General features: G+C 65.2%; 13 protein-coding genes and 1 riboswitch. Of the genes, 8 read left to right on the top strand and 5 right to left on the bottom strand.

Features of this window, described 5'->3' with window-relative positions:
* Window positions 1-164: 164 nt before the first annotated feature.
* The 3 genes from AB7A72_RS02760 (at window position 165) to AB7A72_RS02750 (ending at window position 3,612) form a co-directional block, all read left to right on the top strand.
* Window positions 165-1,181: a Bug family tripartite tricarboxylate transporter substrate binding protein gene (locus AB7A72_RS02760; protein WP_407064943.1), complete on the top strand. Its 1,017-nt coding sequence runs from the start codon at window positions 165-167 to the stop codon at window positions 1,179-1,181.
* Window positions 1,182-1,197: 16 nt separating this feature from the next.
* On the top strand, window positions 1,198-1,989 hold the full coding sequence (locus tag AB7A72_RS02755; protein ID WP_369458946.1) for an enoyl-CoA hydratase/isomerase family protein: 792 nt from the start codon (window positions 1,198-1,200) through the stop codon (window positions 1,987-1,989).
* 66 nt (window positions 1,990-2,055) lie between these two features.
* Window positions 2,056-3,612 carry a malonate--CoA ligase gene (locus tag AB7A72_RS02750; RefSeq protein WP_239811186.1) on the top strand — a complete coding sequence of 519 codons (1,557 nt, stop codon included), beginning with the start codon at window positions 2,056-2,058 and terminating at the stop codon, window positions 3,610-3,612.
* Window positions 3,613-3,719: 107 nt separating this feature from the next.
* Here the strand turns inward: AB7A72_RS02750 and AB7A72_RS02745 are convergent, their stop codons facing one another.
* Window positions 3,720-4,163 (bottom strand): universal stress protein, encoded by a 444-nt coding sequence (locus tag AB7A72_RS02745; RefSeq protein WP_239811187.1) that lies wholly within the window; start codon window positions 4,161-4,163, stop codon window positions 3,720-3,722.
* Between the two features lie 136 nt (window positions 4,164-4,299).
* Window positions 4,300-5,022 (bottom strand): fumarate/nitrate reduction transcriptional regulator Fnr, encoded by a 723-nt coding sequence (fnr, locus tag AB7A72_RS02740; RefSeq protein ID WP_239811188.1) that lies wholly within the window; start codon window positions 5,020-5,022, stop codon window positions 4,300-4,302.
* A 149-nt stretch (window positions 5,023-5,171) separates the two neighbouring features.
* Between fnr and hemN the strand changes: the two genes are divergently transcribed.
* Window positions 5,172-6,554, top strand: a complete 1,383-nt coding sequence (gene hemN / locus AB7A72_RS02735) for an oxygen-independent coproporphyrinogen III oxidase (protein ID WP_312410175.1) — start codon at window positions 5,172-5,174, stop codon at window positions 6,552-6,554.
* A gap of 16 nt (window positions 6,555-6,570) precedes the next feature.
* On the opposite strand, the gene AB7A72_RS02730 is transcribed toward hemN, so the two are convergent.
* From AB7A72_RS02730 to AB7A72_RS02720, 3 genes are all read right to left on the bottom strand, one after another.
* Window positions 6,571-7,392 carry a sulfite exporter TauE/SafE family protein gene (locus AB7A72_RS02730; RefSeq protein WP_369458945.1) on the bottom strand — a complete coding sequence of 274 codons (822 nt, stop codon included), beginning with the start codon at window positions 7,390-7,392 and terminating at the stop codon, window positions 6,571-6,573.
* Between the two features lie 447 nt (window positions 7,393-7,839).
* The gene (locus tag AB7A72_RS02725) at window positions 7,840-8,259 is read right to left on the bottom strand and encodes a cell division protein ZapA (RefSeq protein WP_239811191.1); all 420 of its coding nucleotides are present in this window, start codon (window positions 8,257-8,259) and stop codon (window positions 7,840-7,842) included.
* Window positions 8,259-8,474, bottom strand: a complete 216-nt coding sequence (locus AB7A72_RS02720) for a PspA/IM30 family protein (RefSeq protein ID WP_021027064.1) — start codon at window positions 8,472-8,474, stop codon at window positions 8,259-8,261. Before AB7A72_RS02720 ends, AB7A72_RS02725 begins: the two co-directional genes overlap by 1 nt.
* A 38-nt stretch (window positions 8,475-8,512) precedes the next feature.
* Window positions 8,513-8,758, top strand: a riboswitch (cobalamin riboswitch).
* An 83-nt stretch (window positions 8,759-8,841) separates the two neighbouring features.
* On the opposite strand from AB7A72_RS02720, the gene AB7A72_RS02715 reads away from it, so the two are divergent.
* Genes AB7A72_RS02715 through AB7A72_RS02700 form a run of 4 tightly spaced genes read left to right on the top strand, consistent with a single transcriptional unit; the run spans window position 8,842 to window position 13,798 of the window.
* Window positions 8,842-10,740, top strand: a complete 1,899-nt coding sequence (locus AB7A72_RS02715; protein WP_407064942.1) for a TonB-dependent receptor domain-containing protein — start codon at window positions 8,842-8,844, stop codon at window positions 10,738-10,740.
* A 22-nt stretch (window positions 10,741-10,762) separates the two neighbouring features.
* Entirely contained in the window at window positions 10,763-12,184 is a 1,422-nt protein-coding gene (locus AB7A72_RS02710; protein WP_369458944.1) for a cobyrinate a,c-diamide synthase, read from the top strand.
* Window positions 12,185-12,194: 10 nt separating this feature from the next.
* Window positions 12,195-12,800: a bifunctional adenosylcobinamide kinase/adenosylcobinamide-phosphate guanylyltransferase gene (locus AB7A72_RS02705; protein ID WP_369458943.1), complete on the top strand. Its 606-nt coding sequence runs from the start codon at window positions 12,195-12,197 to the stop codon at window positions 12,798-12,800.
* On the top strand, window positions 12,800-13,798 hold the full coding sequence (locus AB7A72_RS02700; protein WP_369458942.1) for an ABC transporter substrate-binding protein: 999 nt from the start codon (window positions 12,800-12,802) through the stop codon (window positions 13,796-13,798). The genes AB7A72_RS02705 and AB7A72_RS02700 overlap by 1 nt, the downstream gene beginning before the upstream one ends.
* Window positions 13,799-13,815 lie beyond the last annotated feature (17 nt).

The following is a 13,815-nucleotide window of genomic DNA, read 5'->3' as shown; positions in this document are numbered from 1 at the left end:
GCGCCCCCGGGTGCTGCGCTGGCCTGGAGAGAACTGCAGGCCCCCATAAGGGCCGCAGCCTGGGTGGTGGGCAGGCTTTGCTGACCATTCAGGGCCTGCGCGTTGTTGTTGGCGCGCGCAGGCGGGTGTGCGTGGATCTTAAAAAACAAACGTTAGGAGACAAGATGACCAAGAGCAATACACCTTCGCCGTCCAGAAGACGAACCTTGCTGGGCCTGGCTGCCGGCATGGCGGGCACGGCGCTGCCCGCCTGGAGCTGGGCCAGTGCAGCTGCGGCACGCGACTGGCCGGCCAAGCCGGTAACCTGGGTCGTGCCTTTTCCTGCAGGGGGCGGCACCGATGCCTTCGCGCGGCCGCTGTCCTCGCAATTCTCGAAGTTGTCGGGCAAGACCCTGGTGATCGACAACAAAGGCGGCGCCGGCGGCACCCTGGGGGCCAGCTTTGCGGCGCGCCAGCCCGCCGATGGCTACCACTTCTTCATGGGCGGCACCCACCATGTGATTGCGCCCTCGGTCTATCCCAAGCTGGATTACGACATCCAGAAGGACCTGGTGCCGCTGGCGCTGCTGGCCACGGTGCCGCAGGTGCTGGTCGTCAACCCCAAGCGGGTGACGGCGGCCAATATGCAGCAGCTGCTGGCCCAGCTCAAGGCCCACCCCGGCAAGATGAGCTTTGCCTCGGCCGGCGCCGGCACCAGCCACCACCTGGCCGGTGAGCTGTTCAAGATCCAGAGCCAGACCGACATCCTGCATGTGCCCTACAAGGGCGCCGGCCCGGCGCTGCAGGACCTGATCGCCGGCAATGTGGACATGCTGTTCGATGGACTGGGCTCGTCCGCCGCGCATATTGCTGCCGGGCGCATCAAGTGCCTGATGGTCTCGGGCAGCCAGCGCAACCCCTCGTTGCCCGATGTGCCTTGCGCCGCGGAGGTGGGCTTGCCCGAATACAACGTGACCACCTGGTATGGCCTTTGGGCCATCAAGGGCACGTCGCCCGAGCTGCAGGCGCGCATGTTCGAAGAGGTCAAGCGCATGGGCACCTCGGAAGAGATCAAGGCCATCTGGGCCAAGAACGGCGCGGAATATGGCAGCATGACGCAGCCGCAGTTTGCGGCCTTTGTGGCCGATGAGGTCAAGCGCTGGGCCGAGGTGGTCAAGGTCTCGGGCGCGAAGATTGAATAACAGCAGGAGCGATGTGATGGCGGGGCAGGTTCGTGTGGAATCGTGGACGGCGGGCGAGGACGCAGCCGACGCACAGGCGGTGCGCGTGGTGCTGGCCCATCCGGGCAAGCGCAATGCGATGTCGCGGGCGATGTGGCGGCAGCTGCGCAGCGTGTTCGAGGAATTGCAGCTCCGGCCAGGCCTGCGCTGCATCGTGCTCCAGGGCGAGGGCGAGGCCTTTTGCGCTGGCGGCGATATCTCGGAATACGCGGACTTTCGCTTTCACCCCGAGAGCCTGGCCGCCTTTCATGAAGGCGAGGTATGGCCTGCACTGCATGCCATGCTGCAATGCGATGTGCCCCTGGTCGCCGCCATTGAAGGGGCCTGCATGGGCGCGGGCGTGGAGCTGGCCAGCTGCTGCGACAGCCGCCTGGCGGCAGACACGGCCCAGTTTGGCGCGCCCATTGCCAAGCTCGGCTTTCCGATGGCGCCCAGGGAGGCGGCGCTGGTGCTGAGCGAGGTGGGGCCTGCGAAGACGCGGCAGATGCTGCTGGAGGCGGCGGTCTTTGGTGCCGACCAGATGCAGGCCTCGGGCTTTTTGAGCCAGGTCCTCCCGGCCGCCCAGCTGCAGGCCGAGCTGGCGCGCACGGTGGCCCGCATCTGTGGCCTGGCCCCCCAGGCCGCCCGCATGACCAAGCAACTGCTGCGTGCGCTGGCCGACGGCGATGCCCAGGCCCCGGTGCTGCAGCAGCCCTATGCCTATGCCGATTCTGCAGAGCACCGCGAAGGCATTGCCGCCTTTGTAGCCAAGAGAAGTCCCCAGTTTTGACGCTGCCTGCGCGGGCCAGCGGCCCGGCTGCAGGCGCCAAGGAAACCACCAACCACGTAGACCAACATGACCAACGACAACCTGTTCTGCGCGCTGCGCGCAGCCTTTCCTGACGACCTCGATGCCATCGCGGTGGAGACCACCTCGGCCAGCGGCGCGCCGCTGCACTACAGCTGGCGTGACCTCGATCGCATGAGTGCACGCATCGCCAACCTGCTCGATTCGCTGAACATTCCTTCCGGCAGCCGGGTCGCGGTGCAGGTGGAAAAATCGGTCGAGGCGATGGCGCTGTACCTGGCCACCTTGCGCGCAGGCCATGTCTTTTTGCCGCTGAACACCGCCTACCAAAGTGCCGAGATCGAGTACTTCATCACCAATGCGGAACCAGCAGTCGTGGTCTGCTCGCCCGCCAACTTTGGCTGGGTCTCCAAGATCGCCTTCCAGTGCGGCACGCAAAGCGTGTTCACCTTGGGCGATGACCGCAGCGGTACCTTGCTGGAGCGCGCGGTGCACTGTGCCGATACCCACACGCCGGCGCAGAAATCCGCCGGCGACATGGCCGCCATCCTCTACACCAGCGGTACCACGGGCCGCAGCAAGGGCGCGATGCTGAGCCACGGCAACCTGCTGAGCAATGCGGTGATGCTCAAGGACTACTGGGGCTGGAAGAAGGGCGATGTGCTGATCCATGCGCTGCCGATCTTCCATGTGCATGGCCTGTTTGTCGCGATCCATGCGGCGCTGCTCAACGGCAGCAAGATGATCTGGTTTGCCAAGTTCGAGCCCAAGGCGGTGATTGCCGCGATGGCACGGGCAACGGTCTTCATGGGCGTACCGACCCTGTATGTGCGCCTGCTGGCCGAGCCCGGCCTGACCAAGGAGGCCACCCGGCATATGCGCCTGTTCATCTCGGGGTCGGCGCCGTTGCTGATCGAGACCTTCCGCGAATGGCAGACCCGCACCGGCCACACCATCCTGGAGCGTTATGGCATGAGTGAGACCATCATGCTGGTATCCAACCCCTACCAGGCCGATGCCCGCCATGGCGGCCAGGATGAGCGCCGGGGCGGCACGGTGGGCTTTGCGCTGCCGGGTGTGGGCGTGCGGGTGCAGGGCGATGATGGCCAGGCACTGGGCGCCGACGAGATCGGCCATATCCAGGTGCAAGGCCCCAATGTGTTCAGCGGTTACTGGCGCATGCCCGAGAAGACCGCCCAGGAGTTCACCGCTGACGGCTGGTTCAAGACCGGTGATGTCGGCAAGATCGATGCGCGTGGCTATGTGACCATTGTGGGCCGCAGCAAGGATTTGATCATCTCCGGCGGCTACAACGTCTACCCGGCCGAGATCGAAGGCTTCATCAACGAGCTGCCGGGCGTTGCCGAAAGCGCGCTGGTGGGGGTGCCACACCCGGATTTTGGCGAGGTCGGTGTGGCGGTGGTCATAGCCAAGGCAGGCCAGCAACTGGACGCCGAAGCCATCATTGCGACCCTCAAGAAGCAGCTGGCCAACTTCAAGATTCCCAAGCGCTGCTTTGTCGTGGCCGAGCTGCCCCGCAACACCATGGGCAAGGTGCAGAAGAACCTGTTGCGCGACCAGTACCAGGGCCTGTTCAAGGGCTGATACCCTGCAGAGGCGGTTTGGAGCCGCCATGACAAAACCCTCGCTGGTTGCAGCGCATCCGCTGCCGCAAGCGAGGGTTTTTTATCGGGGTTGAAGTTATGCGGCGGTCAGCGCAGCACCAGCACCGGTATCGTCGCATGGGTCAGCACATGCTGGGTTTCGCTGCCCAGCAGCAAACGCTTCAAGCCCCGGTAGCCGTGCGAGGCCATCACAATCAGGTCGCAGTTTTCCTTCTTGGCCGTCTCCAGCAAGGCTTCGGCAATCAGGTCGGACTTGATCACCAAGGTCTTGATCGGCACGCCCGTTGCGGCACCTTCGGCCACGACCTTGTCAACCACGCTCTGCGCAGCGCGCTGCCAGCCTTCTTCGATGCGTGCGATGTCATCGGGGTTCTGCATCGTGCTGCCTTCGAAGTAGCTGCGCGGGTAGTTCGGCGAGATATTGACGGCGGTGACGGTGGCATGGCTCAGCTTGGCCAGCGCCAGCGCATGGCGGACCGCTTTCTCGGACAGCTCAGAGCCATCGGTGGCAAGCAGGATATGTTGGTACATGACAGGCTCCTTTCGGGTCAGACTCTGGACAGGGCCACAGGCTGCTGCCTTGCCCTGGTTTCATCTCCAAGCATCGCCGCTTATCGCGCGGAACGATGTCGGATCAGGCCGCATTCGTGTCTCGGGCCTGCACTTTTCAGGCCGAGCAGGCCTGGGTGTTGATCAGACCCTGGAGCTTGTCGGTGTCGAGAATGCGCACATGGCGCTGCTTGACCTCGATGATGTTCTCCTCGGCAAACTTGGAGAAGGTGCGGCTCACCGTTTCAAGTTTCAGGCCCAGGTAGCTGCCGATTTCCTCGCGGGTCATGCGCAGGATCAGTTCATGCTGCGAAAAGCCCCGGGCGTGCAGCCGCTGCACCAGGTTCAGCAGGAAGGCGGCCAGACGCTCTTCGGCACGCATGCTGCCCAGCAGCAGCATCACGCCGTGCTCGCGCACGATCTCGCGGCTCATGACCTTGTGCACATGGTGCTGCAAGGCCGTCACTTCGCGCGACAGGTCCTCGAGTGTCGAGTAGGGCATCACGCAGACCTCGGCATCTTCCAGCGCAATCGCGTCGCAGGAGTGGCGGTCATTGACGATGCCGTCCAGGCCGATGATCTCGCCCGCCATCTGAAAACCGGTGACCTGGTCACGCCCGTCTTCTGTGGCGATGCTGGTCTTGAAGAAGCCGGTGCGAATCGCATACAGCGAGGTGAACGTCTCGCCATTGCGGAACAGCGCACTGCCGCGCTTGATCTTGCGACGGGTGGCAACGATCTCGTCGATACGCTCCATTTGTTCGGCCGACAGACCCACGGGCATGCACAGCTCGCGCAGATTGCAGTTGGAGCACGCCACTTTGATGGAGTTGGATGTCATGTATCAATACCCGTGAACAAATATTCGTGTAGGAACGGCGTTCCATGTATGGGCCTATTGTGCGTGCAGGCGCCAAATGGGTTCTTGATGTATATCAAGGACGGGTGGCAAGCCTTGGGGCACATTGGGGGTCCGCAAGGATAAAGCCCATGATTTCCCTGACCCCCGAACTGCTGCGCCGTTTTGACGTCCCCGGCCCCCGTTACACGTCGTATCCTACCGCAGACCGATTTGTTGAAGCCTTTGCTGCGAATGAGTACAAGCAGGCGCTGGTGCAGCGCGGCCACGGCCTGGCTGGGAGATTGGCGCCGCTGTCGTTGTATGTGCATGTGCCGTTCTGTGCCTCGCTGTGCTACTACTGCGCCTGCAACAAGATCATCACCAAGCATGCCGAGCGGGCCGACGAATACCTGGATTACCTGGAGCGCGAGCTGGATCTGCAGCTCGCCCACCTCAGCACCCGGTCCACCATCAGCCAGCTGCACCTGGGCGGGGGCTCGCCGACCTTCCTGAGCGATGCGGGTCTCAGCCGCCTGATGGACATGGTCAAGCAGCGCTTCCATCTGCAGCCGGGCGGCGAGTACTCGATCGAGATCGACCCGCGCACCGTGAGCCGCGAGCGCCTGCTGCACCTCTACCAACTGGGTTTTAACCGCCTGAGCTTTGGCGTGCAGGATTTCGACCCGCTGGTGCAAAAGGCCGTGCACCGCGAGCAGCCCGCCGACCAGGTGTTTGCGCTGGTCGAGCAGGCGCGCGCAATCGGCTTTGAATCCATCAATATTGATCTGATCTATGGTTTGCCGTTGCAAAGCCCGGCCAGCTTCGCCCGCACGATGGAGCAGGTCAATGCGCTGCGGCCTGACCGCATTGCGCTCTACGCCTATGCGCATCTGCCCGAGCGCTTCAAGCCCCAGCGCCGCATCCTGGTGCAGGACTTGCCCAGCCCGGCGGACAAGCTGGCCATGCTGGCCCAGGCGCTGGCCGCGCTGGAGGGTGCCGGCTATGTCTACGTGGGCATGGACCATTTCGCGCTGCCCGAGGATGCGTTGGCGGTGGCCAAGCGCCAGGGCCGCCTGCACCGCAATTTTCAGGGCTATAGCACGCAGCCCGATTGTGATCTGCTGGCGCTGGGCGTCTCGGCCATCGGCCGCATCGGCGCCACCTACAGCCAGAATGCCAAGACGCTGGAGGAGTATTACGACCTGATCGACCAGGGCCAGATCCCCGTGGTGCGCGGGCTGGCGCTGACGCGCGATGACCTGCTGCGCCGCGCGGTGATCATGGGTCTGATGTGCCAGGGCAGCCTGGCGATCGAATCGCTGGAGCAGGCCTGGCTGATCGACTTTGCGCAGTACTTTGCCGCCGAGCTGGCCCAGCTGCGCGAGCTGCAGGCGCAGGGCCTGGTGGACGTGCGAGACGATGTGATCAACGTGACCGAGCTGGGCTGGTACTTTGTGCGCGGCGTGGCCATGGTGTTCGACAAGAACCTGCAGGCCGACCGCAACCGCGCGCGCTTCTCGCGCATCATCTAGCCTGCTGTGGCCCGTCTCAGACCTGCCAAGCCGCCAGACTCTTGTAGAGCATGTACAGCGCCAGGCACAGCAGGATGCCGCCAAAGATCTTCTTGAGCTGTGCCACCGGCAGGCGGTGTGCGGCGCGGGCACCCAGCGGTGCGGTCAGCACGCTGCAGGTGGCGATGGCGGCCAGGCCCGGCAGCCAGATGTAGCCCAGCGAATGCGGTGGCAGGCCCTGCAGGTGCAGGCCGGCCACCATGAAGCCGGCGACATTGGTGACGGCGATCGGAAAGCCCAGCGCCGAGCTGGTTGCCACCGCGTTGTGCATCGGCACACTGCACCAGGTCATGAAGGGCACGCTGATGAAGGCGCCCCCGGCACCGACAAGGCCCGAGAGGCAGCCAATCACGCCGCCGGCCGCCAGCTGCCCGGCGGTGCCCGGCATCGGGCGCGTCCCTTGGCTGTTGGGCTTGCGGAACATGCGCAGTGCCGAGTAGCCAATGAACAGGCCGAAGAACAAGCCCAGGTAGCTGCCCTTGAGCACAGCAAAAATGCCCAGGCTGGCCAACAGGCCGCCCAGCACGATGCCAGGGGCTAGGCGTTTGACGAGATCCCAGCGCACGGCACCATGCTGGTGGTGGGCGCGGACGCTGGACATCGATGTGAACACGATGGTCGCCATCGACGTGGCGATCGCCATCTTGATCGCCAGCTCAGGCGCCACGCCCTGGGTGCCCAGGATATAGGTGATGAAGGGCACCAGTACCATGCCGCCGCCGATGCCCAGCAGGCCTGCCAGAAAGCCGCCGATCAATCCCAGCAGGGACAGCGGCAGCAGAACGAGAGGATCAGCCATGGTGCGCAGTAAAAAGGCCACCTGAAACAGGTGGCCTGAAACCCCGCTGTCGCGGAGAGGAGAAGACAGGTTGGGCAGCCTGCCCGAAAAAATCAGGTGTTCGCAGCGGATCCACTGGACCGTCATCCTGAACCGGGGGTTCAGGTGGGCGAGGGCAACCTATCGTTGGGTTCATCTGACGCGAGACGATCACGCTCAATAGGTAATGTACCAAGCCCGTGCTCGTAGAGCATTGGTTCAAGGAACTATAAAGTCCAGCAGGGCTGCGAACGCTTCCATTGTAATCGCTCGCACCTGCTGCACCCGCCAAAATCGCAATTCAATGTGCTGAGATTGGTCAAAAAAGATAGCGTCCTACACAGCTCGTAGAACGCATGGAACGGTATTTTTAGCCAATGCATTGCATGGCGCCGGTATTTGGTGTTAGCGGCTGCTAACACGCTGCTGTCAGGCGCTGGCGGCCAGCGTTTCGGCACCCGCGGAGGGGGCGGGAGCCAGTGCCGCATCGAGCCGTTGCAGCACCGATTGCAGACGGGGCTCGTCCCAGTCCAGGCTGGCCTGCGCAGCGGCGGCGGGCTGGGTCTGGGCCTCGGCCATTGCAGCCGATTGGGCGGCGGCCTGCGCTTGCAATGCATCGGCCGTCTGGCTTAACTGGCTGTTTTGCACTTGCAGGTCGAGCAGATCAAAGGCCACATTGAGCGCCGCCAGCACGGCAATGCGCTCGCGGCCGCGGATCTTGCCCGCGTCGCGGATGCCGCTCATGGCCTCATCCACATGCTTGACGGCGGCCAGCAAGCGTGCCTCCTGGCCTTCGGGGCAGCCCAGCATATAGCTTTGCTGCATGATGTGTACTTCCAGCTGTTTCATCATTCGTCCTGGTCAAAGGTCTTGGGCAGGCGTTCGATCAGTGCGTCCACGCGGGCGCGGGCCGCAGTCAAGCGCGATTGGAGGGAGTCGCGCTCCTGGGTAAGGGTGGTGACCTGCTCTTGCAGTTGGGCGTGGGCGCGTTGCAAAGCCTCATGACGGCTCAGCAGTGCTTCCACCCGCTCAAGCATCAGATCCATAGAAGGCGTAGTGGCCATAGAGAGACAGTCTTCTTAAGTGCGCAATGGGTTTAACGCTAAAATTGTACCCGTTGGTGCTCGCCCCAGTGGTTCACATGGGGGCAGTTCAACGGGAAGCAGGAGCGCTGCTTGTGCCCTACAAGCCTTACGCAACCTGCGCTGCCCCCGCAACGGTAAGCGATGGTTGGCTTTTGCGCCATCCACAGCCACCACTATGCCACTGAATACCTTGAACAAGTGTTTGGGAAGGCGTGTGCTGTGTCATCGCCAGCCCGGATACCGGCCAACATAGTGGAGGTGCGTGGCCCAGGTGCTGCCACAGCTTCCGTGTTCCCCATTGCCGGCGGGGAGGCTGGCGCGGGGTGGTTCATCGCCAGCTCAGTCCATGTTTTTCTCGCCTTTCACGACACGCCGCTGCGCGCGTCCCGTCTGCACGCCCCGTTCCCGGTTGTTCCCCTCCCGCTCCGCCATCGCTTGGGCGGTGAGCGCAGCGCTGCCTTGCGTGGCCCTGTCCGCGCAGGCGCAGCAGCTGCCCTCCGGCCAGGAAACAGCGGGTAAGAACCTGCAGGAGATGGTGGTGACCGCCAACCGCATCGCGCAGCCGCTGTCCGATCTGGTGGCCGATATGTCCATCATCGATGCGCAAACCATTGAGCGCCAGGGCCCGGGCAGCGTCGCCGATGTGCTGGCTCGGGTGCCGGGTATCCAGATCACGCGCAACGGCGGGCCCGGCACGGCCACCAGCGTGTTTCTGCGCGGCGCCGATTCGCGCTTCACCGCCGTCTACGTTGACGGCGTGCGCATGGATTCGCAATCGACTGGCGGCGCCTCCTGGCAATCGATTCCGCTGGCGCTGATCGACCGCATCGAAGTGCTGCGCGGCCCGGCTGCTGCCGTCTACGGCTCGGACGCCATGGGCGGTGTGGTGCAGATCTTCACGAAGAAGGGCGACGGCCCCGCCCAGCCCTATGCCCGCCTGGGGGTGGGCAGCCGGGGCACGTTCACTGCAGAGGCGGGTATCTCCGGCGGCGCGGGCGGGTGGGATTACGCGCTGGGCCTCAACCGCTCGCAGACCGATGGCTTCAATGCCCGTACGGCCGCCACCGCCAACCCGGACAAGGACGACTACCGCAGCAATGCGGTCAGCGGCCGTCTGGGCTACCAGCTCAACCGCCAGCACCGGCTGGAGGCTACCTTGCTGGCCAGCGATGTGAACTCGGGCTATGACAACAGCCTGACCGAGGACGACCGCAGCCTCAACAAGATGTATGCGCTGGGCCTGAACTGGCAGGCGCAGTGGACCGCGCAATACAGCACCAAGCTGCAGTTCACCCAGTCTCGCGACTATTACGAAACCCGTCCCTCGCCCTACCAGACGGACACCCGCCTGCAGAACTACCTGTTCCAGAACGAATGGCGCCTGGGTGTGCACACGTTGACAGCCGCGCTGGAGCGGCGTGACGACGCATTGACCAATGGCGGCATTGACCGCGACCGCCACCAGAATGCGCTGGCGCTGGGCTATGGCCTGAACACCGGCCCGCACACGGTGCAGCTGAACCTGCGCCGGGATGACGACAGCGAGTTTGGCGGCAAGACCACCGGCAGCGCCGCCTACGGCTATGCGTTTGCAACCCACTGGCGCGCCACGGCAACGGTGGGCACCGCCTTCCGTGTGCCCACGCTCTACCAGCGCTTCAGCGAATATGGCGATGCCTCACTGCAGCCCGAGAAAAGCCGCAATGCCGAGCTGGGCCTGCGCTGGGCGCAAGGTGCGCACAGCTTCTCGGCCACGGCCTACCGCAACCGGGTGACCGACCTGATCAACTTCTCGTCACCCGGCAGCTGCGACAGCCCATTCGGCTGCTATGCCAATGTGGGCAAGGCACGCCTGGAAGGCATCACCCTGGCGGGCACCACCAAGCTGGGCGCCTTCAACCTGCATGGTTCGGTTGATTTCCAGAACCCGCGCGACACCGAAAACGACAAGCTGCTGGCGCGCCGCGCCAAGCGCTATGCCACCCTGGGCGCCGAGACGCGTGCCGCAGGTTGGACCTGGGCCGCCGACCTGCAGACCAGCGCCAAGCGCTTTGACAATGCCGCCAACACCAACGTGCTGGGCGGCTACACCTTGTTCAACCTGTCGGCGCAGACCGAGGTGGCCAAGGATGTGAACCTGATCGCCCGGATCAACAACCTGGCGGACAAGCGCTACCAGACCGCACGCACCTACGCCACCGAAGGGCGCAGCGTGTATGTGGGTGTGAAGTGGATGCCGCGCTGAGCGCAGAGGGGATAAGCGAGCCATGACAGAGATGACGGTTCAGGACCGCCCAACGGCCTCTTGTGTGGCGCTGCTGATTGCGGCGCCCGCATCCGGCCAGGGCAAAACCACGGTGACAGCGGCCCTGGCCCGCCTGCATGCCCGCCAGGGCCGGCGGGTGCAGGTGTTCAAGTGCGGTCCGGATTTTCTTGATCCGCAGTGGCTGCGCCTGGCCAGCGGCCAGCCGGTGCATGCGCTGGACCGCTGGATGAACGGTGAAGCGGATGTGCGCGCGCGCCTGTTCCAGGCCGCGCAGTGCAACGATGTGCTGCTGATCGAAGGCGTGATGGGCCTGTTCGATGGCGCCAACAGCGCCGCCGAGCTGGCCAAGTCGCTGGGCATCGCTGCCGTGGTGGTGGTCGATGCATCGGCGATGGCCGCTACCTTTGGCGCCATTGCCCATGGTTTGCAGCACTATGACCCGGGCCTGCAACTGGCCGGCGTGCTGGCCAACCGGGTGGCCACCGCCCACCATGGCGAGATGCTGCGCAGCGGCCTGCGCGACCCGGCCCTGTGGCTGGGCGCGATGAACCAGGTCAGCCTGGATGCCGCCAAGCCGCGCGCCAACCTGCTGCCCGAGCGCCATCTGGGACTGGTGGCAGCCCATGAGCTGCACGACGCCGCCGAGCGCCTGGATGCTGCTGCCGATGTGCTGGCGCAAACGCCGCTGGGCCAGCTGGCCTGGCAGCAGTGGCAGCAGCGCTGGACGGTGGCCTTTACCGCGCCTGCGCCCACCGCCCCGGTGCCCGCCTGGCTGGCCGGGCGGCGCATTGCAATCGCCCGCGATGCCGCTTTCAGCTTTATCTACACTGCCAATCTGGAATGCCTGCAGGCCATGGGGGCCGAGCTGGCCTTTTTCTCGCCGGTCGCCGGGGAGCGCCTGCCCGCCTGCGATGCGCTGTGGCTGCCCGGGGGCTACCCGGAGCTGCACCTGCAGGCACTCAAGGCCAATGCCGGTCTGCAGCTCGATCTGCAGGCGCACGTAGAGCAGCGCAAGCCGGTCTGGGCCGAATGCGGCGGCATGGTGGCGCTGGCCGAAGGCCTGACCGATCTGGACAGCCGCTGGCACAGCCTGTGGGGCTTGCTGCCGGCGCAGGCCGTGATGCAGCAGCGCCTGGCCGGCCTGGGCATGCAGCAGCTGCAGACGCCCTGGGGCATGCTGCGCGGCCACACCTTTCACTATTCGAAGCTGCAAAGCGAAGCCCAGCAAGTGGCGCGCAGCAGCCGCCCGGGCCAAGCGGCCGACAGCGGCACGGGCGAAGCCGTCTACCAGCAGGGCAGCATCCATGCCAGCTATTTCCATGCCTGGTTCCCCTCGTGCCCGCAGGCGGTGGCCGCCTTGCTCGGGGTGGAGATGCCGGTGGTCGATCCGCAGGCCTGGCACAGCGGGGCGCTGAACGCCTAAGATGCGCGGCATGGATCAATCTATATTCCATATCGATGGAGCTCCGCTGAAGCTGCTGCTGCTGGGCGGGCAGAAATCGGGCAAATCGCGCCAGGCCGAGCTGCTGGCGCGCGCTTGGCTGCAGGCCGATGCCGGCCGCAGCGCCAGCCTGGTCGCCACCGGCACTGCGTATGACCTCGAGATGCACGAGCGCATTGCGCGCCACCAGCGTGACCGCCGCGAGCGCGTGCCGCAACTGGCGACCCTGGAAGCGCCGCGCGACGTCGCCCAGCTGCTGCAGGCCCACAGCCGGCCAGAGCACCTGCTGGTGGTCGATTGCCTGACCCTGTGGCTCACCAACTGGCTGATGCCGATGGAGCCGCCAACCCCAGCGCCCGCCACTGCGCCAGCACCTGCGCAAGCCTGGCAGACGCAGTGCGATGCCTTCATCGCTGCGTTGCAGGCCGCCACTGGCCCCGTCATTCTGGTCAGCAATGAGATTGGCCTGGGCGTGATTCCGATGGGCCGCGAGGTGCGCGCGTTTGTCGATGCGCTCGGTCTGCTGAACCAGCAAGCGGCAGCGGCCTGCAACCGCGTGCAACTGATGGCGGCCGGCTTGCCGCTGCAGATGAAATGATGGCTTGGTTTTTTGCTCTCCGACCCCGTCTGCGGCAAGCGCTGGCCTGCATGGCGCTGGGGGCCGCATGGCCGATGGTGCATGCGGCGCCGTCTGCCAGCATCGATGAACTGCGCCTGCAACCCTTTGCGAATGCGCCGGTCTGGAAGGACCAGGACCTGGTCACGCCCGCGGCCATCGTCGATGACCGGGGCCGCCAGGTGCAGCTGGGCCAACTGCCGCAGCGCATCGTGAGCCTGTTGCCATCGCTGACCGAGAGCACCTGCGCGCTGGGCCTGTGCGAGCGCCTGGTGGGGGTGGACCGCTATTCGGACTGGCCTGCCTCGGTCAAGAAGCTGCCGGTGGTGGGCGGCGGTCTGGACCCGAGCGTTGAATCGGTCGTGGCGCTCAAGCCCGATGTGGTGCTGCTGTCCAATGCCTCCAAGGCGGCCGAGCGGCTGCAGGCGCTGGGCCTGAAGGTGGTGGCGCTGGATGTGAAGTCCAAGGCCGACATCCACCGCGTGCTGGGCACCCTGGGCCAGCTGTTGGGCGTGCCGCAGGCGCACGGCGCAGAGCGGGTCTGGCGTGACCTGGAATCGGGCATTGATGCCGTGGTGCGCGAGCTGCCCGAGCGCACGCGCCATACCCGGGTCTACTTTGAGGTGAGCCGAGGCCCTTATGCGGCCGGCCCCCAGTCCTTTATCGGCGAGACCCTGACCCAGCTGGGCGCCGACAATGTCGTGCCAGCCGAGCTGGGTCCCTTTCCCCGGCTGAGCCCGGAGTTTTTGCTGCGCGCCCAGCCCGAGGTGATCATGCTCGGCAACCGCAGCATGCAGGCTGCTACCAGCTACCCGGGCTGGCACAACCTCCAGGCCGTCAAGGCGGGCAGGGTCTGCGTGTTCAGCGATGAAGAGTCGTATGCCATCGTGCGGCCCGGCCCGCGCATGGCCCAGGCGGCGGCGCTGATGGCACGCTGCCTGGCCGACAAGGCGCCAGGCAAGGCGGCGGTGGCGCGCTGATGGCTGCTCCGCCCACC

The organism is Comamonas sediminis, from assembly GCF_041107495.1.
Taxonomy (GTDB): domain Bacteria; phylum Pseudomonadota; class Gammaproteobacteria; order Burkholderiales; family Burkholderiaceae_C; genus Comamonas; species Comamonas sediminis.
Note: the sequence above shows the minus strand (reverse complement) of the source record. Positions and strands in the feature narration are given on the sequence as shown.

Bases quoted from the DNA above. Each gene is read 5' to 3' on its own strand.
- AB7A72_RS02750 (WP_239811186.1), top strand. From the start codon at position 2,056: ATGACCAACGACAACCTGTTCTGCGCGCTGCGCGCAGCCTTTCCTGAC.
- AB7A72_RS02710 (WP_369458944.1), top strand. From the start codon at position 10,763: ATGACAGAGATGACGGTTCAGGACCGCCCAACGGCCTCTTGTGTGGCG.
- fnr (WP_239811188.1), bottom strand. From the start codon at position 5,022: ATGACATCCAACTCCATCAAAGTGGCGTGCTCCAACTGCAATCTGCGC.
- AB7A72_RS02725 (WP_239811191.1), bottom strand. From the start codon at position 8,259: ATGAAACAGCTGGAAGTACACATCATGCAGCAAAGCTATATGCTGGGC.
- AB7A72_RS02720 (WP_021027064.1), bottom strand. From the start codon at position 8,474: ATGGCCACTACGCCTTCTATGGATCTGATGCTTGAGCGGGTGGAAGCA.
- AB7A72_RS02700 (WP_369458942.1), top strand. From the start codon at position 12,800: ATGGCTTGGTTTTTTGCTCTCCGACCCCGTCTGCGGCAAGCGCTGGCC.
- AB7A72_RS02745 (WP_239811187.1), bottom strand. From the start codon at position 4,163: ATGTACCAACATATCCTGCTTGCCACCGATGGCTCTGAGCTGTCCGAG.
- AB7A72_RS02755 (WP_369458946.1), top strand. From the start codon at position 1,198: ATGGCGGGGCAGGTTCGTGTGGAATCGTGGACGGCGGGCGAGGACGCA.
- AB7A72_RS02705 (WP_369458943.1), top strand. From the start codon at position 12,195: ATGGATCAATCTATATTCCATATCGATGGAGCTCCGCTGAAGCTGCTG.
- hemN (WP_312410175.1), top strand. From the start codon at position 5,172: ATGATTTCCCTGACCCCCGAACTGCTGCGCCGTTTTGACGTCCCCGGC.
- AB7A72_RS02760 (WP_407064943.1), top strand. From the start codon at position 165: ATGACCAAGAGCAATACACCTTCGCCGTCCAGAAGACGAACCTTGCTG.
- AB7A72_RS02730 (WP_369458945.1), bottom strand. From the start codon at position 7,392: ATGGCTGATCCTCTCGTTCTGCTGCCGCTGTCCCTGCTGGGATTGATC.
- AB7A72_RS02715 (WP_407064942.1), top strand. From the start codon at position 8,842: ATGTTTTTCTCGCCTTTCACGACACGCCGCTGCGCGCGTCCCGTCTGC.